The organism is Streptomyces sp. NPDC018610 (genome assembly GCF_044391765.1).
Taxonomy (GTDB): Bacteria; Actinomycetota; Actinomycetes; order Streptomycetales; family Streptomycetaceae; genus Streptomyces.
Window position 1 is genome coordinate 384,732 of the sequence record NZ_JBISAL010000002.1, and the last position, 18,655, is coordinate 403,386.

The 18,655-nt window shown below is 66.8% G+C and carries 11 protein-coding genes and 4 pseudogenes; 9 read left to right on the forward strand and 6 right to left on the reverse strand.

The window, feature by feature from the left end:
• Nucleotides 1–302: 302 nt before the first annotated feature.
• Nucleotides 303–1,451: a serine hydrolase domain-containing protein gene (locus tag ACH5A8_RS07105; protein WP_398998857.1), complete on the reverse strand. Its 1,149-nt coding sequence runs from the start codon at nt 1,449–1,451 to the stop codon at nt 303–305.
• Nucleotides 1,452–1,547: 96 nt separating this feature from the next.
• On the opposite strand from ACH5A8_RS07105, the gene ACH5A8_RS07110 reads away from it, so the two are divergent.
• A complete protein-coding gene (locus ACH5A8_RS07110; protein ID WP_398998859.1) occupies nt 1,548–2,048 on the forward strand; it encodes a hypothetical protein in 501 nt (166 codons plus the stop codon).
• Nucleotides 2,049–2,670: 622 nt separating this feature from the next.
• On the opposite strand, the gene ACH5A8_RS07115 is transcribed toward ACH5A8_RS07110, so the two are convergent.
• Nucleotides 2,671–2,985: a hypothetical protein gene (locus tag ACH5A8_RS07115; RefSeq protein ID WP_398998861.1), complete on the reverse strand. Its 315-nt coding sequence runs from the start codon at nt 2,983–2,985 to the stop codon at nt 2,671–2,673.
• Between the two features lie 653 nt (nt 2,986–3,638).
• On the opposite strand from ACH5A8_RS07115, the pseudogene ACH5A8_RS07120 reads away from it, so the two are divergent.
• A pseudogene (locus tag ACH5A8_RS07120) lies at nt 3,639–3,806 on the forward strand (peptide deformylase); the annotation flags it as partial.
• Nucleotides 3,807–4,043: 237 nt separating this feature from the next.
• Nucleotides 4,044–5,177, forward strand: a complete 1,134-nt coding sequence (locus ACH5A8_RS07125; protein WP_398999770.1) for a PP2C family protein-serine/threonine phosphatase — start codon at nt 4,044–4,046, stop codon at nt 5,175–5,177.
• Between the two features lie 314 nt (nt 5,178–5,491).
• Here the strand turns inward: ACH5A8_RS07125 and ACH5A8_RS07130 are convergent.
• Nucleotides 5,492–5,893 (reverse strand): annotated as a pseudogene (locus ACH5A8_RS07130) (alpha/beta fold hydrolase); the annotation flags it as partial.
• Between the two features lie 592 nt (nt 5,894–6,485).
• Here ACH5A8_RS07130 and ACH5A8_RS07135 point away from each other — a divergent pair.
• Both ACH5A8_RS07135 and ACH5A8_RS07140 read left to right on the forward strand, forming a co-directional pair.
• On the forward strand, nt 6,486–6,641 hold the full coding sequence (locus tag ACH5A8_RS07135; protein ID WP_167528460.1) for a DUF6131 family protein: 156 nt from the start codon (nt 6,486–6,488) through the stop codon (nt 6,639–6,641).
• Between the two features lie 134 nt (nt 6,642–6,775).
• A pseudogene (locus ACH5A8_RS07140) lies at nt 6,776–7,099 on the forward strand (DUF3147 family protein); the annotation flags it as partial.
• Here ACH5A8_RS07140 and ACH5A8_RS07145 read toward each other — a convergent pair.
• The 3 genes from ACH5A8_RS07145 to ACH5A8_RS07155 all read right to left on the reverse strand — a co-directional run bounded on the left by ACH5A8_RS07145 (nt 7,003) and on the right by ACH5A8_RS07155 (nt 11,610).
• Entirely contained in the window at nt 7,003–7,557 is a 555-nt protein-coding gene (locus tag ACH5A8_RS07145) for a transposase (protein WP_398999772.1), read from the reverse strand. The pseudogene ACH5A8_RS07140 and the gene ACH5A8_RS07145 overlap by 97 nt on opposite strands.
• A 1,714-nt stretch (nt 7,558–9,271) precedes the next feature.
• Nucleotides 9,272–9,979, reverse strand: coding sequence for an IS5 family transposase (locus tag ACH5A8_RS07150; RefSeq protein ID WP_398998863.1), 708 nt, complete (start codon nt 9,977–9,979; stop codon nt 9,272–9,274).
• Nucleotides 9,980–9,993: 14 nt separating this feature from the next.
• Nucleotides 9,994–11,610, reverse strand: a complete 1,617-nt coding sequence (locus ACH5A8_RS07155) for an IS4 family transposase (protein WP_398998865.1) — start codon at nt 11,608–11,610, stop codon at nt 9,994–9,996.
• A 516-nt stretch (nt 11,611–12,126) separates the two neighbouring features.
• On the opposite strand from ACH5A8_RS07155, the gene ACH5A8_RS07160 reads away from it, so the two are divergent.
• The 4 genes and pseudogenes from ACH5A8_RS07160 to ACH5A8_RS07175 all read left to right on the forward strand — a co-directional run bounded on the left by ACH5A8_RS07160 (nt 12,127) and on the right by ACH5A8_RS07175 (nt 18,641).
• Nucleotides 12,127–12,936 (forward strand): hypothetical protein, encoded by an 810-nt coding sequence (locus tag ACH5A8_RS07160; RefSeq protein WP_398998867.1) that lies wholly within the window; start codon nt 12,127–12,129, stop codon nt 12,934–12,936.
• 163 nt (nt 12,937–13,099) lie between these two features.
• Nucleotides 13,100–16,642 carry a hypothetical protein gene (locus ACH5A8_RS07165; protein ID WP_398998869.1) on the forward strand — a complete coding sequence of 1,181 codons (3,543 nt, stop codon included), beginning with the start codon at nt 13,100–13,102 and terminating at the stop codon, nt 16,640–16,642.
• 71 nt (nt 16,643–16,713) lie between these two features.
• On the forward strand, nt 16,714–17,154 hold the full coding sequence (locus tag ACH5A8_RS07170; RefSeq protein ID WP_398998871.1) for a hypothetical protein: 441 nt from the start codon (nt 16,714–16,716) through the stop codon (nt 17,152–17,154).
• 248 nt (nt 17,155–17,402) lie between these two features.
• Nucleotides 17,403–18,641 (forward strand): annotated as a pseudogene (locus tag ACH5A8_RS07175) (IS256 family transposase).
• The last annotated feature ends 14 nt before the right edge of the window (nt 18,642–18,655 follow it).

Genomic DNA, 18,655 nt, shown 5'->3' on the forward strand with positions numbered 1-18,655 from the left:
GCCAGGCGATGTCCTGGGTACAGGATGTCCTGCAGACAGAGCCGATCATCCACTGGCCTCGGCCCCGGCGACCGCGTCGGCCAGGGCGGCCGCAGCGGTTCGATCAGCGCCCACACGTCATCGTCCACGACCCACGGCCGAGTCGCCACACCCGCCGAACGATCAGATCGTCACAACAGTCACGCTCGACCGGGATACCTCAGCAAGATCTCTTTGCGGGCTGAAACAGCCATGCGTCGTGGTCCGATTTCGCCACCCGGTCAGCTGGGCTACCGTGAGGTTACGGGCGTGCGATGCCTGTGTCAGGCGTTCGCCGCGTACCGCCAGAACTCCCTGATCACCGGTGCGGGCACGGGACCCATCGCTGCCACCTGAGTCAGCAGGATGGTGACCACCCCCGTGGCCGGGATGACGTGCGCCGCTGTGCCCGTGCCGCCGACCCAGCCGTAACGGCCGGGCGCATTCCATGGGTTGGTCCGGTCGATGTCGACCGAGCCGCCGAAGCCCCAGCCCTGGCCCTCCAGGAACAGTCGGCCGATGTCGCGCTGTGCCGGATTTGTGTGGTCGGTGGTCATCATGCGTACGGAGTCGGCCGACAGCACCCGTCGGCCGTCGCCCGCCGCCCCGCCGGCCAGCAGCATCCGGCAGAAGGCCAGCCAGTCGTCGGCGGTCGAGGCCAGCCCGCCATTGCCGAGCGGTAGCGCGGGCAGGCTGCTCCACTCGCCGTCCGGGCCGTCGGCGAGCTCGAGGCTGCCGTCGTCGCCTGGCCTGTAGAAGCTGGTGAACCGGCCCCGCTTGGCGGCCGGCACCTCGAACCCGGTGTCCACCATGCCCAGCGGCTGGAAGATCCGCTCCGTCAGGAACTCCGGCAGCGGCTGTCCCGTGATCCGCGAAATCAGTACCCCCTGCAGGACGGAGCAGGTGTCGTACAGCCAGGCAGCGCCCGGTTGGTACAGCAGCGGGATGCGGCCGAGCGCCGCCATCCACTCGTCGGCCGGCGGGAAGTTGCTCGGTACCCGGCCGTCCTTTTGCACCGTGAACAACTCCTGCACCGCCGGCAGTGTGAAGTCGGAGGGGAATCCGTACCCGGCCTGGGAGGCCAGCACGTCGAACACGGTGATGGGCCGGTCGGCCGGCACGACGTCGTCCACCGGGCTCGCCGGCGTGCGTACGACCACCGGCTTGTCCAGCTCCGGCAGCCACGTTCCGATCGGGTCGTCCAGTGCGATCCTGCCCTCCTCCACGAGGATCAGCAGTGCGGCGGCGGTGACGGACTTGGTGATCGAGGCGACCCGGAAGATGGAGTCCCTCGCCATCGGGGCGTCCCCGTCGGCGTCCTGCGCACCGACGGCCACCACCTCGACCTGGTCACCCCGGGCCACGAGGCCAACCGCTCCCGGCAGCGTGCCGGCACCAACGTGGGCTTCGAGCAAGTCGTACAGGGTCGTCATGAGACCGCCTTCCAGAAGATCGCTGTCGAAAGACAGACTCCCGCACAGGCCGTTAATCATCGGCCTGGGCAGGTCTGGTGGCCGGAGCCTCGCCAGGTGGAGGAGGAGGTGGTGGTGCGCGCCCTCGAAGAGGGGCCCGAGCGTGCCACGCACTGGTCGAAATGGGAGCTGGCCAAGTGGGTGGGGATCTCGCCCACGAGCGTGCTGCGGATGTGGCGGGCGTTCGGGCTGCAGCCATGGTGCTCGGAGGACTCCAAGATCTCTCCGGACCCGCTGCTGATCGACAAGATGCGCGACGTGGTCGGGCTGTATCTCGCCCCGCGGGCGAACGCGGTGGTCGTCGCGATGGACGAGAAGTCGCAGATCCAGGCGCTTGAGCGCACCACCCCGGTGCTGCCGATGATGCCCGGCACCCCTGAGCGCCGCAGCTTCGAGACCGCACCTGCCGCTACTACGACAGGATCCGCGGACCGGGACAGTAGCTTGGACCGCATCGGTCTGCCGTTCCGGCTCGGGGCAGGCGATGACCAGTGCGTCTCCACTCGTGCCCCGCCACTGGCGGCAGTTGATGAGCGAGCCCCGAGCACCGGGCGGTGAATCGGGCCACAGTCGGCCGGCGGCTCCCGCCCGCGAACAGTGCGTAGGCGAGAGTCCGCTGCAGCACAGGCGCCGGCTGGGATTGCAACCCGGTGCCGACAAGGCCACGCCTCGCCGCAGCAGCAGTCATGGTTCAGCGGCCCTTCCGGCGGTCCCCCACCCCGAGGATCATCGCCACTGCCCATGGCACCTCTGCACGCCAAGACCTCACCCGATCGGCCTACACGGCTCCCGCGCCGATGTGCGGCGTACCCCGTTCGGCCGCATGGTGAGGGTGACCAGGTTGCCGCCGAGCAGCAGTTGTGATCGCTGCAGCAGGGAGGCGTCGTGACCGTGATAGCTCTGCTCGTCCCGGTGGTGGTCATCCTCATTCTGTTCGGGACGTCCGCTCTGGAAGACCTTCTGTTCCCGCCGCCTCGAGCACCCTCACCGGAAGGGCAGACGGCGAGCCCGGATGATTGACGCTTTCAGCCCTGGAAGACATGCAAGAAATTAGGAGCGCAATTCGCAAGGCGTGTGCCCATCGGCGCGCGGACGCGGCAGCGGGGCCGGACAGGTCGATCCCGGCCCCACTCAAGTCCGGCTGCGCCACGATCGGCTGCAGACGCGCCCCAGCTTGCCGTCAACTGACCTGAACGGTGAGCGGCGACGAGTGGAACGTGCCGGACTTGGTCGCCACCCGCACTTGCTCGGTGCCCTTCTTGGTGAACGTCCGCTTGATCGTGTAGGTGCCGTTCTTGTTGACGACGGCTGTGGTCTTCAGCGTGGTCCACTTGCCGTTGTGCCGGTGCTGGAGCACCAGCGTGGAACCGGCCTTGATGCCTTTGACCCGGCCGGTGAACACGACGGTGTTGCCCACCTTGACGGCCTTGCGGTTGGCCGAGACGGTGATCGAGCCCATGGCGGTCGGCGTCCGCGACGGCTTCATGCTCGGCATGCCGGTGCGGGTCATGGTGGGCTTGGGGGCCGGTGTCCCGGTCGCTGCGGCGGCTCCGGCCGTACCGGTCGACAGCAGGGCGGCGGACAGGGCACCGGCGGCCAGCGCACGGGTGACGGCTTCGGGTGACGCTCATGTGGGTCTCCTGGACTGATCGGAGGTCCCCCCGGGAGCGAGTCGGCCATTCGGGACGGCTTGCGCATCCAGGCTGGCCCGAGCACAGCAGACCGGCATGTCCAAGCGAGTACCAAAGACGTTGAAAAATCCATCACTTCCAACGAAACCGCAGCTGGGGCCAGCAATTCCCCACCGCCCACCGCTAGCTCGCTTTCACCGTGCATCACTGTGCATCACTGGAATGGACGAGCGTGGATACGTAGAGCGAGCATTGAGGGATCGCGGGGCTGGGCGGAATCGCCTGTGCACCCCGCACCATGTTCCACGGTGCGCGCCGCTCCGTACCCGGCAGGCCACCAGTTCGGAGGCGTTTGCCGAGCGCGGGTCAATTGGATCAGGTTTGTCTGGGTTGGTGTCCGGCCGACGGACGAAGAGCGGCCCGGCCCTAGACGAGGCGAAGTCGTGCTCCAGCACAGCATCAGGCGTGAGCGTTGGACAGCTCGGGGGCACCGGGGTAGCCCGATGAGCAGTATGAGGGCTGCCTCAGTTTCTTCGACGTGGGCAGCCTCGTCCCTCGTCCGCTGAGAATCACGGTGGAGGCCAGCGCCCTATCCGGCGAGACCATAACCACGGTGTACGAGCGCGGCCTCGCCCGCCTCATTCACCATGAGCTCGATCACCTCGACGGGCTGCTGTACACCACGCGGATGCGCGACGGAGTCACCCCGATCCCGGTCGAGGAGTACCGGCAGGCCGGCCGCGCCTGGGCCTCCGAGCAAGCCACCTCCCCGAGACCGGTCGCCGAAGGGAGCACCGCGACCGAGTCGGCCACCGATCCCCGGACCGAAAGCCTTCACCCCCCTTGCCTGGCAGGTCCGGCGCCGCGTGCAATCAGGTGCCTCCGCTCGTCGTGGCCCTCGCGACGGTGCAGTCTGGACTACATGAACGTCCGGCGGCGCAAGACCGGGGTGCGGAAGCCCTGGCAGTCGAAGCAGGCGCTGCTGGCGGTCCCGATCGCGCTCATCGTCGTGATCACGGCGGTGGACCAGCTCGTACCGGAAGACGTTCACCTCAGCCCGCTGCTGGTGGTCGCTCCGGCGATCACCATCGCCTTCGCGGGTCCGTGGCTGACCGCCCTGGTCGGTTTTCTGACCGTGGTGGCGCAGGCGTACATCGGCTGGCACTTCAGCGTGCTCATGACCCGCAACGTACTGGTGCAGATCCTCGCTCTTGCGGTGATGTCGGCCTTGGCGGTCCTCTTCTGCGTGGTGCGTGAGCGCCACCGCGGTCAGCTGGCGCGGGTCCGGACGGTCGCCGAGGCTACGCAGCACGTGCTGCTGTGGCCGCTGCCCGACCAGCTCGGCAGCGTGCAGGTCGCCGTGCTGTATCTGGCGGCTGACGACGAAGCCCAGATCGGAGGTGACCTGTATGCCGCCACCTCCACCGAGGACGGTGTCAGGATCATGATCGGTGACGTGCGCGGCAAGGGACTCCCAGCCATCGGCGAGGCCGCCCTGCTCATCGGGGCTTTCCGGGAGGCCGCTCATGAGCACGCCGGATTGCCGCAACTGGCCGCCGCACTGGAACGCAGCGTCACCCGGAACCTGGCGAGCCTGGCTCCGGTGGAGGAGAACGAGGAGCGGTTCGCCACCGCGTTGCTGGTCGATATCCCTGAGGAGGGCGGCATCGCGCGCATCATCAGCTGCGGACACCCCCCACCGCTGTTGATCAGCGCGGACGGCGTCACCCTGGTTCCGGTGAACCCCGCTCCCCCCTTGGGAACCGGCTCGCTCGAGCCTGTGACCTACATGGTTGAAATGTTCTCCTTCCACCCCGGTGACACCCTGCTGCTCTACACCGATGGGGTCATCGAGGCACGGGGCGCCGACGGTGGCTTCTATCCCTCCGTCGAGCGGGCTGCGCAGTGGACCGGCTACAGCCCCGAGAAGCTGGTGCACTTCCTTCGCTGTGATCTCCTCGCCCACGCGGGCGGCCGTCTCGACGACGATGCGGCGGTGATCGCACTGTGCCGCTCTCGCAGCACGCACGGCCAGCACCTGGAGATGCGGAGGTGAAAGAACGGCAGGAGGCTCGCCGGCCAGCGCCAGGGCCGCTGCGGGCATGCAGCACGCGATGCCCGCAGCCGACCTGACTTCGCCTTCGGAGAGCAGGCGAAGTACGGCCCATCGAGCCGTCATCCGGTGACATGCTTTCCGATCAATCCCACACTCGAAACGCTCGCCCACCGTGTCGTGACCGGTTCGGTTGAGCGGTTCCGACTCCAATAGACGGGACCTATCCGCGCTGGGCGCGCTTACAGCTGGTCGGGGACGTCCTCCAGTAGCGAGGTCGGTGCCCTGCCGCTCCAGTTGCCGGCCGGGGCGGTACATCAGCGCAGATTTGCCAGGAAACCCGTGAGCGCATCGTTGGTCGCCTCGGGAGCGGACAGATGCGGGCAATGCCCGGTCTCCTCCAGGGTGAGCAGCGTCGAGCCGGGGATCTCCTGGTGGACGAAGGCGCCGACCTCCCGGGGAGCGATGACATCCTGGGTGCATTCCAGCACCAGCGTAGGCACCCGCACGCTCTTCAGATCGCGCCGGGAGTCCGACAGGAAAGTGGTCCGGGCGAAGATCCGCGCCATGTCCGGATCGGTGGCGCAGAAGCTGTTCTTCAGTTTCTCGCCCAGCTCGGGCTGCTCCGGATTCCCCATGATCACCGGAGCCATCGCAGCCGACCAGCCCAGGTAGTTCGCCTCCAACAATGCCAGCAGCGACTCGATGTCTCGGCACTGAAACCACCCCGGTAGCCGTCGTCGATGTAGCGCGGGGACGGCGCCACCATCGCCAGTGCGGCGATCCGCTCAGGAGCCATGCCGGCGGCCCGCACGCCGATCATCGCGCTTGACGGAATGTCCCACAACACCGCATCGCGCAGGTCGAGTGCCTCGCACACGTCCACCGCGTCCTGCGTATTTGGCCAGGGAGGCGTACCGGTCCTCCGAGAACCCGGAGGGATCGGCGCGGCCGGAACCCACGTAGCCGAACAGCACGACCTGGTAGTCGTCGGTCAGGGCAGGCACCGTCAACCGCCACATGGTCTGGTCGCAGCCGAAGCCGTGAGCCAGTACCACCGTTCGCCCCTGCGGGTTGCCAGTGACGGAGACGCTGCCATGGCGCCTGCAGCCTCGATCGCGATACCAAGGTCCACCGGATCGAGGTAGAAATCGGGCTGCCGCCCAGGCCAGTTATGAGCCTTGAACGACCGGGTATCACCCTTCTGGGACAAATTTCCCCAATTGGCCATTGAAGCCCGCACAGCCCTGCGCCACCACCGGTCATTCTTCGACCGCCTGCTCACCGCCTCACCAAACGAAGGAGGCCACCATGATCGCCCTCGGCATCATCCTGCTCATCGTCGGATTCCTCCTGCATATCGGCATCCTGTGGACGATCGGGATCATCCTGCTCGTCATCGGGCTCATCCTGTTCCTTCTCGGCTCCGTGGGACACGCCGTTGGCGGTCGACGTCACTACTGGTAGGCGCGTGAGGGCATACCACTCAACGACGCTGGTGCACCGGCTACTGGGCGCCGGGACGATACGGCCGCTCAGTGTTAGGCAGCCGAACGGCGTGGCCCATTGCCTGCACGACGGGTCAGGCCCACGTTGTTCGGATGAATTCCCTGCCGGAGATCGTCCTGAAAGCCTGCGCCGGTGGCTTGTTCGTCGTGGTGTTCGCCCTGGTGGCCGAGGCCGTCCAGCCCAAACGGCTGGCCGGCATCTTCGCTGCGGCGCCCTCAGTGGCCCTGGCCAGCCTGATCCTGACCGTCGTGTTCAAAGGCAACCATGACGCCTCGCTGGCAGCCCGCGGCATGATCGGCGGAGCGGTCGCGTTTACCGCCTACACCATCGTCGATGTGCCCGCCTTGGGCAGGCTAGGGGCACTGCGCGGCTCGGCGGCAGCGCTCGTGATGTGGCTCGCGCTGGCGGCCGCCGTCACCTTTGCGGTGGCACCCTCGCAACCCGCCCAGAACGCGGAGAACACCGACCGGGTACGGCTGACGCCGGGCGCCGCGCGGCAGATGCCGCGCAAGGACCTGCTCATCCGCTTCGCCTTCGCTGAGCCGGCGCGTACTCCGACGGCCGACGAATACTCGACGGGGCTGACTCCGCAAAGCTCAGCAAAGGATGCCTCGGTGCTCAGCCGCTCGGGGTTGTCTCCCATGGTGATCAGCAAGGTGACTGCGCTGTCCGGGCCGATGCCTACCGGGGCGAGTAGCTGTGGGGCGTGCCGTTCGACGAGCCGGGTCAGGCGTTGGTTCAGCTCATTGATCTGCCCGGTGAGCTGTTCTGGAGAGGCAGGCCCTGCTCGCAGTCCGCTCTCCCCCAGCGGCCTGATCGTCCTTCCACGACGTGCACCCCCCGGGCGTGCTCTGCCGGGCCGGCGGGCAGTCATGGTGGTCGCGGCCGCTGGTATCGATGGTGACGTGACCACCCATCACGCCCGCGGGGCCCGCACCGTCCCGGTGCGGGCCCCGCGGGCGTGATGGGTGAGCGTCGGGCGAGGGCCGGTTTGCAATATCGAACGAAGACGCCCAAAAAGGGAAAATCCTGCTCGTTGTGCCAAGGCTTTTGCCGATGCCCTTGCTACGCCGAAAGGCCGCCGGCCGAGGGCCGCGCACCATCACGTTCCAACAGGCGTCTGCGGAGGCCCTTCGCGGAATCGCACACTCCCCCCTCTGGGGCTCAGCGCCCCGTACACGACGTCCGTCGAGGGGGACATCGGCGCCATTCGGCTTCCTCCCTTCGCCGACGAACTGACCGGCCGGATCGACTTCCAGGGCGACCGCTACAACGAGCACCACATGCCCCTGGTCGACAAGTTGCCAGACACGTGAGGCAGCAGGCGGCGGCAGCGATGTCGGCGGCAGACGCGCCCTCATGGCAGGGAGGTACACCTCGCAGATGCTTTGCGCAAGCGAAGGCTACGCCCGGTCAATCACGAAGGGCCTCCGGCGGCATTCACCAAGATGCGTGTCATCACAGCACCGTCGCATCGAGTGCTCAGTCGAGGAGAACCCGAGGGGTACGGTGCCGCGGCTGGAGCTGCAGCGCACCCACTCTGGATCCCCCGTCGGCCGCTTTTGCAGGGGCTTGAAATCGAACGCCCCTCTCACGCGTCTGTCACCAACTACGCCGACTCCCCCGGACCACGGTGCCCTGACCTGCTACTACGCACCCGCCCTGGACTGACGTGGACGCCCCAAGACGGTCTTTACAACCTGTGCCATGTGGTACCCAGTGAGGGACCCAGGATCAGGACCGGAGCGTCTTCTGGCCCGTCAAAGCGGTATTGCAGGGTGTTCGGGGGTGTCTCACTCACGCCCCAGACCCTCTCACGTCTCACGAAATCTCACACGGCCAGGTGAACCCGGCGGCTCGTGACCCTCGCGGCGCGGCCCGCCCGGCACCGCCGAGACCCTCATGGGTCCACGTACGGGTTCCTCGATGTGCACGCCTGACCGTGGGGACAGTACGTCCTCCTGGCTCGCGCACCCTCGCGATCCCTGCACTGCGCAGCTTCCCACTTCGGCACGGCTTCCAGACGGTCTGGTTTGCAGCAAAGCGTGTAGTGCCGTCACCAAGGATCGGCATGACGTACCTGAAAGTCTTCCGGGATTCACCGATGAACAGCCCGAACGCCACACGGCAGGCAAGCTCTACCTTGCCTCGCAGGAGGGGAGACGTTGGCCGTAGCCTGGCCGCCCCTCCCCCCTTGCCGTCGCTGGTCCACAGCCAGCAGCGGCTTCCGGGTTCACTCGATTTGACTGCCATACGGCTGGGCAGGTCGCTCAATCGGCAGGCCGCCTGAGAGGTCGTTCGCTTTCCGAATGCCGTGTGCGGATTCCGCTGGTCAGGCATGAGATTGCGGCTGTGGCGGGAGTCTCGACTCGTTGCTGATCGAGTCGGCGTGGGGGTGGCTGATGCCGTCGATGTGCCGTGCGGGTGGAGGAGCTCGAAGTCGAACTGGAGCTGGTGCGGGCGGACTTGACGATTGCCGAGGAGCTCCCGGGCTTTGCCTCCACCAGCCAGCCCCGTTCCACCAGCCTCTTCAACCGTGCTCTCGCACCCTCGACCCGTGAGGCCGAGGCACTGTCCCAGCCGAAGGTTCACCCTGCCGGCAGAACAGCGCACTGATGAGGCTGTGCGGCCAGGCGGCGGTTCATCAGGGCGATCACCGACCAGCGGATGACGGCTTCGCTCGTGTCGGTGCGTCGTTCGTAGTCCCGGACCAGGCGGCGGCTGCGCAGGAACCAGGCGAAGGACCGTTCCACGACCCAGCGGCGGGGCAGTGGCTGGAAGCCGCGGACGTCCTCGCTGCGGCGGACGATGTCGAGGACGAGCCCGAGATGCTGGTCGGTCCAGTCGATGAGGTGACCGGTGTAGCCGCCGTCGGCCCAGACCCGCGCCAGCCGCCGGAAGCGGCCGGCCGCCTCTGGCAGAAGTGCCCGGGCGCCGTCCCGGTCGGTCACGGACGCCGGTGTGACCAGCACGGCCAAGAGAAGACCGAGCGTGTCGGTGAGCAGATGCCGCTTGCGACCATTGATCTTCTTGCCCGCGTCAAAGCCCCGTGAGCCGAAGGTGACGGTGGCGTCCGCCTTCACCGACTGCGAGTCCACGACCCCCGCACTCGGCTCGGTGCTGCGGCCTTCGCCGGCTCGGACGGCTTCCCGCAGCCGGTCGTGCAGCTCGGTGACCAGTCCGGTGTCCCGCCAGCGGGCGAAGAAGGCATAGACGCGCGGCCAGGGCGGGAAGTCCGCGGGCATCGCCCACCACTTGATGCCATTGTCGACGAGATAGCGCACTGCGTCGATCATCCAATGCCGCGAAGTTAAGGCCCCGATGGTGCTGTCAAGAGCTCGGCGAGCGGGAGCTTATAGGTGCAGGGGGCTGTGCGGATGAGCCGGTTGTTGCGGGTCCAGTAGCAGAGCTGTGCTGTGAGGCTCTTGATGGACGGTGTGGCGGTGAGGCCGAGGCGGCGTGCGATGTCTCGGGTATGCATGGCGTGGTTCGCATTCGCCGCCAGGATCCGGCAGACCTGGTCCCAACGCCTGGAGGCCGTCTGGCTGGGCGCCTGTGTGCCGGGAAGGGCCGGCGGGTGGACGGTGATCTCGATGGCGCTGATCGGGGTGCTGTCGCGGGGGCGTCCGTCGCGGTTCCAGGTGTGGTAGCGGGAGATTCCGCTCTTGACGATGCGGGTGGAGAGCCGCATCCGGCGTTTGGGAAGGAGTGTGCGCAGGAGGCGGGTACCGATGTGTCCGACCAGGTCGGAGTAGTTACGCGGTCCGGTCGTTGGAAGTATTCCGGTGAGGCTGACGACCGTGTCGCGGGCTGCCTCCAAGGCAGCGGTGAAGCTGGCCCGGTCGGGGTCGCAGCCGGGTTCGGTCTCCACCGCGGTCACCATGATCGAGCGCAGTGCCTGGTAGAGGGTGAGCAGTCCCCACACTTCCTGGCAGAGGCCCACCGGGTCCTTCGAACGCAGCACCCGGCCTTGAAGGAGGGTGTGGCGCAGTGCCAGGTAGGCGGTCTCGATCTCCCAGCGTTCGTGGTAGAGGCGCATCAAGCGGGCAGCGGGGTCCGCGCGATGGTCGGTGAGTGTGGTCAGCAGGCGGTAGGTGTCACCGAAAGTGCCGCCGTCGACGGTGCGTGCTTGGACCTCAGCCTCGATCACTCGTAGCGAAATGCTGCCGATGCGGGTGAGGTACGAGCCGTCGGGCAGCAGGCCCAGCACCGGCGGGCGCCGCGTGCTGGTGCAGCGCACCAGAAACTGCGCGCCCTGTCGGGTGATAGCGGCCAGGAGCTCGTTGCTGTCGAATGCACGGTCTGCCAGAAGGAGCATGTCCGGGGTGAGGTGGCTGGTCAGGTCCCGGGCGTCGTCACTCTCGGCTTTGACAGCGGGACCGAAGGTTGCTGCGATCAGGCCGCGGGTGCTTGTCTCGCACAGCGTCATTAGCATCAGCCGGGGGTAACCCGCCGGGCCGTGGCGTCGGACGGTGCGCCCGAGCCAGGACCTATTGCGCTCGTGGTCGGGGACCGACAGGCTTCCGCATCCGTCGAATGCGACCGTGCGCCAACGGCGGTAGCGCACTCCAGGGGTGGAGGGCTGGGCCAGCGGGCCCGCCAGCACGTCGAAGAGCCGCTGCAAAGGGGCGACGCCCACCCGCCGGCGCAGATCACGAAGTGCCTTCTCGGACGGCCGTGGCACGTTGCCGCTCAACCCTGCTACGAGTTTGTCCCACACCAGCTGAGCACCCAGATGCTCGAACATGCCGAGAGCCAGGACGAAGTAGACCCCGACCCGGGATGGCAGTCTCCGTAATCGTTTCTCGCGGGCTCCGGTCTCCTCCACCACCGCATCCACCAGCTCCGGCGGGATGACTTGGGTTAACTCGCCGATGTGACCGGGCGCGAACACGTCAGGCGTGCCGCCCGTGACAAACTGGGCCACAGGGCCTCTGCTCTCTCAGGAAGATCTTGGTCGATCCCCTGGATAGCAGAGGCCCTGCCACGTCTGACGAACCCCTTGACATTGCCATCGGGGCCTTAACTTCGCGGCATTGGTCGATCATCTGCCGGTGGCAGTAGCCCTCCGGACGCCCGCCGCGGCCCGAAAGCCAGGCCGGAACCGGCAGCAGGTCCCTCACCACGGCCCACTCGGCATCGCTCATGTCCGAGCCGTACCGGGGCCGGCGCTGCGGCCGGTCAACCGCGTTCCCGAACCTGTGGGCGAGGCAGTCACACCCACGAGTGGACGAACTGGACTCGGCGACCGTGACCACGCGACACTTCGACAACAGGGCCTCTTGGTTTTCGCTGGACTCGACATCCGCGAGCTACCAAGAGGCCCTTCCTCCATGCACTCACCCCGGACAACTCACCCGAACCAGGCTCCCGTTCGAACCTGTCCGACCGCGCGAGCGGATAGAGAACAGGCAGTAAGGGACGTTCGTTCACAAGCCGGCTGATGCCCGAAGGGCCCGATCGCCACAGCCTTCTCCTGGCCGACTTCCCCACCATCCCCAGTCCCTGGACCGATCCGGAACCCGAGTCCTGGCATGTGAGTAGCTTTCAGTACGACGAACCCGAACACGGTGAGGACGACTCTCCTGTCCCAGAGGACGACGATCTCTCCTCTCCGGAGCCAGCCCTTGGGCCACCGGCATCGGAGAGGGGCGTCGCCATCGCCATCTGGCGGGAGCGCAGGGAGAAGCGCCGGGAAGAGCTGCTCCTGGAGCTCGCAGAGCAGTGGGCGGACGGTCCGATGGAAGATGACGAGGACGACTGGCTGGAGCGCACCCTCGCCGCACAGCCGCAGGGCCGGATGGTGTTCGTCATAGACCCCGATGGGGAACCGGTCACCGCTATTCCGACTGACCAGACCTACAACTGGAATGGTCAGAGCCTGGACTGCTCCCTCGACGCATCCGTCTCCGTGACGCTGCTCAGTGACCCACTCCTGAGAGACAGCAGGCTGCGGCGCGACCCGGACCGCCCCTTCTGGTACGACACCGACGGGCAACTGCAGGTGCAGTACCTGACATGGGACCGCCCGAGCGGCAGGGCCTACAGTCTCCTCGCGTCCAGAGAGTGGCTCGAGCACCACCTCGAGCGCAGCGGCCACTGCCTGGTCCAGGGCATGACCGGTGAACGGCAGCCCGTGACCGCCGAGCACCCGCGTGTCTGGAGAGAGTTCAGCCAGAGCGCCGGCCGCACGGCCGAAGGACAATGCAACCCTGGGACCATCGTTACCGAAGTCAAGAGAAGCATCCGGTAGCAGGCCGTCGCCGGACTTGGCCGGGCCCGGGCACGACCGCGGAGTACGGCCGGCGCGGCGACCCGTGCGTCGAGCGGGTCCGGCTTTCCCAGCAGACGGCGAGCCGTCTGGCTGAGCGGCTTTCCACAACCGTAGAACGCACACGGTGCGTAGCATGTGGGTTGTGAATCTTCCGGCTCGTGTGCGGCAGGCTCTCAACGAATCTGTCCATCCAGCAGAGTTCGAACGGTGCGCTTGTGCCCTGTTGCAGTCCCGGTATCCGGGGTTGTCGGCGGTCGAGGGCGGTCATGACTTCGGCCGTGACGCAGACATCTACTTTCCTTCCGACAGCAATGATCCTCAGGCGCGGGGGCGCCTTATGGTCACCACTGGTGATCCGATCGCCAACGTGCGCAACGGCCTGAATCGGATGCAGGAGGAGGGCTTGCAGGTCGACCTGGTTGTCGTAGCCAGCTCGCGCCCCGTCGACGCTCGCACCCGGAGGGCTCTGGACAAACTGTGCTCGGACCGAGGGCTACCTCCAGCCCACGTGTACGCCCAGGAGTGGTTCGTTCACCAGTTGGTGCGTGATGCGGCATGGCGGCGGAGTCTGTTGGGTATCGAGGGCCGACTCGGCGCCTTGCTCGACGAGCCTTTGGAGGCACCTCAGGTGGCGAGCCCACCGCCGCTGGTGGGCAGAGCAAGCGAGGTTGTGGCCCTGTCAGCTGCTGTGGATGCCTGCCAGGATGTGGTGCTTGTTGGAGTTCCGGGGGTGGGCAAAACTCGACTCACCGGTCAGCTCGGAGATCAAGTGGTCTACATAGAGCCCGCCTCGCTGGCTCACCTTCATGACGACCTGCTTCTGGTACTGCCGAGAGCAGTGGTCGTGGACGATGCTCATGCTCATCCTGATGCGGTGCGTGTCCTGCGACACACGCGTCGACAGACCGATCTGCCGTTCTCCGCAGTGGTAACGACCTGGCCGGATCGGCTCGATGAGGTGCTTGGCTGGCTGCCCGGGGCGCTGGTCATCAACGTGGGCCCTCTCGAACGGCCGGAGATGAACACGCTGGTCACCACCGCGGGTGTCACCGGTCATCGGTCCCGGGCTGCAGTACTCGACCAAGCGGACGGGCGGCCGGGGTGGGCGGTGACGCTGTGCGAGCTACTCACCAGTGGGCAGGGCGGGGACGTCTTCAGCGGCAGAGCGCACGTAGCGCACGTCGAGCGGTACCTGAGTGAGGCAACAACATCACACACCGTGCTGGATGCGCTGGCCTGTGTGGCCGCCCTGGGCGGCGCATCGCCGGAAATGCTGTACGCCCTCGCGCCCATGGTCGGAGTGGCTCCCGCTGAGTTGTCTGGCATGGTGGAGGGCCTTGCACACAATGGCCTGGTGGAGTCAGTGGACGACGTTTGGCGTCTGCAGCCAGCCCTGTGCGCGCCGCTGGTAGCGCGTTGGTTCTTCACCAGTCCGGTGCGGCGGCCGTGGGCCACGCTGGTCGATGCCTTCCCCGACCACGCGCTTAACCTTGCCTCCGCGGTGATGTCCGCAGCCGAGGTATCCCCTTCCTCGCAGGCACGGGCTCAAGCAGAGAAGTGGATCCACTCGCTCTCGGCCCCCACGTCCTGGGACGTCGGCACCTTCGCCGTCGTGGGGCAGTATGCCCGCCTAGACCCCCGCGCGGCCCAGTTCGCGGTGAACGGGGCCCTGGCCGTGCTGGCCACTCCTCGCGAACCCGAAGAGCTGTATGGGATGCTCGTTGACCCTCTCGGTGATGCAGCTACCCGCCAACTCATTCAGAGCGCAAGTCAGTTCTTGCTGCCGGAAGCGATCGGAGGACTACTGGCCCTGGCGGTGGGAGACAGGCGGCGTCGCAACTCCACCCCGGAACACCCGCTGCGCGTGCTCAGCGATCTGGCCGGCCTGATCGACCCCGACTTCGGTACGTCACCAGAGATCCGCACCCGACTGCTGCGGGCGGTACTCGACTGGATGCGCCGCCATCGCGCCTCGGACGAGCAATGGAGCGTGGCCACCGAGGCCCTGGCGGGCATTTTCAGCGTCGAAATATCAGGGAACTGGCCGGATCCAGGGGCACCGAACAAAGTCACACTCGCCCACGGCGTGGACGCCGCAGAGAATCTCTCGAAGCTACTCGGTCTGTGGGAGCAGGCAGTGCCGCTTCTGACCTGCGATACGGAAAGCGAGGACAGCGTCCCCTGTCCGCCCGTCGCGCTGGTCGCCCTGCTCGACATGGCGCTGGGATGGGTCCGGCTCGGCTTGGGCGTCGCCCCCCGTGGCCAGACTCCCTCCGCCGAGCAGATGCGGTGGGGGGTCGAGGGAGGACGCCGCATTCTTGCTTCACTCCACCCGTTGCTGCAAAACAGCCCGGGAGCAGCGATGCGCGCTCACCGCGAACTCGCCGGGATCCGGGGCCGGGCTCAAACAGCTGGCCAGAAGCTGCCGACATTCGACGTCGACTCCGATCTTCAGTCCTTCTGTGAATGGGGAAGCGTCGAATTCACCCATGATTACGAGGCAGCCATCGAGCAAGTGCTCACTCAAGCGCAGACACTCGCGAAGAAGCTGACTGCTCTGGGACCTCGGGCCGGAGTGACCCGATTCAGCGAACTGGCCGAGCAGGCACAGGTCGTCGGTGACTACACCGGCCATCTGACAGCCATCCGCATGGCCGAGCTGATGAACGACCCGGCTGCCTGGTACCAGGCAGCCGCCGAATCAGGTGAAACCCTGTTGTTGGGAACTGCCCTGACGCAATGGCTCACCACGGCTCCTGACACTGTGCCGCCGTCCGTGTTGCGAGCGGCCCTCGACGATGCGGCCTCCCGGCCCACTGTCATCTGCGCCGTCGTCGCGCGCAGCGTGGTGGATCAGACGGGAGAGCTGGTGATCGACTCGATGCGGGCCGAGGACGCGGCACTGCTCGAGACGCTGATTCGCCACGAGCCGGACGATGTCATGCAACGCCTGCTCGTCCACACCGTCCCTGCCATCGCCGCGAGCGCAGCGATCAGTTTCTCGGTTGGAGCACCACACGGCCCCACCCTGCCGGCAGAATGGCAGACATCATGGTGCCGCGCGATAAAAAACCTGCGCATCGATCACCTACCCCCGCACAACCAGTGGCGAGCGGGCAGAGTCCTCGCACACCTCGCGGAGCATGACGCCGACACCTTCGAATCATGGTTCCACGAGCGGCTGAAGGACATGACCGCCCAGGGCTGGTACGCCTCGCCGCTCCCGCACGACAGCGATCACATCCTCGCTTACCTCCCACGTCCCCACCGGCTACGCCTGGCCATCCACTGCATCGGCCTGCCCCGCGTCGGCCATAGCGCCCTCATCCATCTCGTCGGCTCAGACACCGAGCTGGTCCATCACCTGCTCGACCAACACGCTGTAAGCCCTGACAAGCTGGTCGACGCCCTCTTCGGGCAGCGCAACACGGTCGTAGAGCAGATCGGTCCTCTTCTGTTGGAGCGGGGAGTGAGCGCCGACAGGATCGCGGCGGCTGTCGCCTGGTGCGACTCCTGGTCAGGGGACCGCTCGCTGATGCACTCTCAGCTTCTGGACTACTTCACCGCTCTTGCCGACCGAGTACCTGCGCTGCGCGCGGTCGCCGCAGCGGGCCGCGCACAACAAAAGGAGCTGCTTGATCAGGCTGAAGAGCGCGAACGTGCCGCACGAGTCCGCGGACGATGACCACAGATGCCTCTGGTGAGCGGTCAACACCACTGGAGTAACCGGATAAACGCAACCGCCGTCCTCACCACATGAAAGCCGATCCAACACAGTCTGATGCACGGCACACACTCGAGGCGGCGGGAAGGGATGAGCAAACTTTGGAAACGGAAGGCCGCGCGATGCTGATCGCCGCAGTCTCGGAGATGGCCGTACTGCGTGCACTTCAACTCGCAGGGAATCGGATCATCGGAGCGCGTGGGCGATCCGTCCGTGGACCCATGAAGTCGGTTGAACCGTGGTCGATTCACGTGCACCTACGGGTTGAAGAGCAGGAACTCGACGCCTTCCTCAAGGACGCCTGGCAGATTCCCATCGCAGTCGGCCTCCCCGACGACCTCCTCGATGCACTCGACCTACATACCCGCACCCTGCTGACAGCCGGCATCGAGTTCAACCGCGACGATCTACGGCGCACCCTGTCTCGACGTCCCCAGCAGCCCGCCCTGCCATGGGAGTCCATCGGTTCGTAATGCGTACCAGCAGCGAGGAAGCGCACACTCCTCGATCGCAGGTCGGGCGGCATGTCGCTTGAGGCATCGGATGAGCTCACGCCGGGTCTCGCCTCCTGGGCCGGTCGTAAGGTTGCGTCCTGGGAAGTGGTGTACGGGCTCCCACCTGATCCGGGTGTTTTTCCCGGCGTCGGAGTGAGTGTCCGGATATGAGAACGGCCACCGGCTGATCTTTCAAGACGACCAAGTCTTTGAAGGAGACCAGCACGATGACCGCACCCGACAGTCTGCCCCTGCGCGCCCTGGCGGAAGACAATCTCGCCTCGGCGAGTCCGGACCTGCTGCGCGCGATGGTCAAGACGTTCGCCGATGCGCTCATGTCAGCGGAAGCCGACGCCCTCTGCAACGCCGAATACGGGCAGGTCAGCGAGGAACGCGTCAACCATCGCAACGGCTATCGCCCGCGCGAGTGGGACACCCGCGCCGGGACCGTCGAGCTCGCCGTCCCCAAGCTGAGGCAGGGCAGCTACTTCCCGCACTGGCTGCAGGAACGACGCCGCCGGGCCGAGCAGGCCCTGATCTCGGTGGTCGCCACCGCCTACCTGCTCGGGGTATCCACCCGCAGAGTCGAGAAGCTCGCCGAGTCCCTCGGTGTCACCCAGCTGTCGAAGTCCCAGGTCAGTGCGATGGCCAAGCACCTGGACGAGCAGGTGGCAGCTTTCCGCAACCGGCCCCTCGACGCCGGCCCGTACTCGTTCGTCTGGGTCGACGCGCTCACCCAGAAGGTCCGCGAGGGCGGCCGGATCATCAACGTCCACGCACTGATCGCCGTCGGCGTCAACGCCGACGGCCATCGCGAGATTCTCGGCCTGGACGTCGCCACCACCGAGGACGGCGCAGGCTGGCTCGCCTTCCTGCGTTCCCTGATCGCCCGCGGCCTGTCCGGCGTCCAGCTCGTCATCTCCGACGCTCACGCCGGCCTCGTCGACGCCATCGGCGCGGTCCTGGCCGGTGCGTCGTGGTAGCGATGCCGCACCCACTATGCCCGCAATCTGCTGAGCCAGGTCCCGAAATCGGCCCAGCCCTGGGTGGCCACGCTGCTGCGGACGGTCTTCGAACAGCCCGACACCGACGCGGTCCAAGCACAGATGCGGCACGTCCTGGACGCGCTGGAGGCCAAGTTTCCCAAGGCCGCGCCCCACTTGGACGCTGCCCAGCACGACCTGCTGGCCTTCACGGCCTTCCCGCGGGAGATCTGGCGGCAGATCTGGTCGAACAACCCGCAGGAGAGGCTGAACAAGGAGATCCGCCGCCGCACCGACGTGGTCGGCATCTTCCCCGACCGCACCGCCGTCATCCGCCTCGTCGGGGCGGTCCTGGCAGAGCAGAACGACGAGTGGACCGAGGCCCGCCGCTACATGGGACTCGACCTGCTCGCCAAGGCCCGCCTCCACCCGATCGAGTCAGAAACCGACGACACCGTCCTGCCCACCGAACTCACCGCATAGCCTCAAAACGAGAT

Excerpts from the sequence above, each read along its gene's own strand:
- ACH5A8_RS07105 (WP_398998857.1), bottom strand. The coding sequence starts at position 1,451 with ATGACGACCCTGTACGACTTGCTCGAAGCCCACGTTGGTGCCGGCACG.
- ACH5A8_RS07160 (WP_398998867.1), top strand. The coding sequence starts at position 12,127 with ATGCCCGAAGGGCCCGATCGCCACAGCCTTCTCCTGGCCGACTTCCCC.
- ACH5A8_RS07145 (WP_398999772.1), bottom strand. The coding sequence starts at position 7,557 with ATGACTGCCCGCCGGCCCGGCAGAGCACGCCCGGGGGGTGCACGTCGT.
- ACH5A8_RS07125 (WP_398999770.1), top strand. The coding sequence starts at position 4,044 with ATGAACGTCCGGCGGCGCAAGACCGGGGTGCGGAAGCCCTGGCAGTCG.
- ACH5A8_RS07170 (WP_398998871.1), top strand. The coding sequence starts at position 16,714 with ATGAAAGCCGATCCAACACAGTCTGATGCACGGCACACACTCGAGGCG.
- ACH5A8_RS07115 (WP_398998861.1), bottom strand. The coding sequence starts at position 2,985 with ATGCCGAGCATGAAGCCGTCGCGGACGCCGACCGCCATGGGCTCGATC.
- ACH5A8_RS07135 (WP_167528460.1), top strand. The coding sequence starts at position 6,486 with ATGATCGCCCTCGGCATCATCCTGCTCATCGTCGGATTCCTCCTGCAT.
- ACH5A8_RS07150 (WP_398998863.1), bottom strand. The coding sequence starts at position 9,979 with ATGATCGACGCAGTGCGCTATCTCGTCGACAATGGCATCAAGTGGTGG.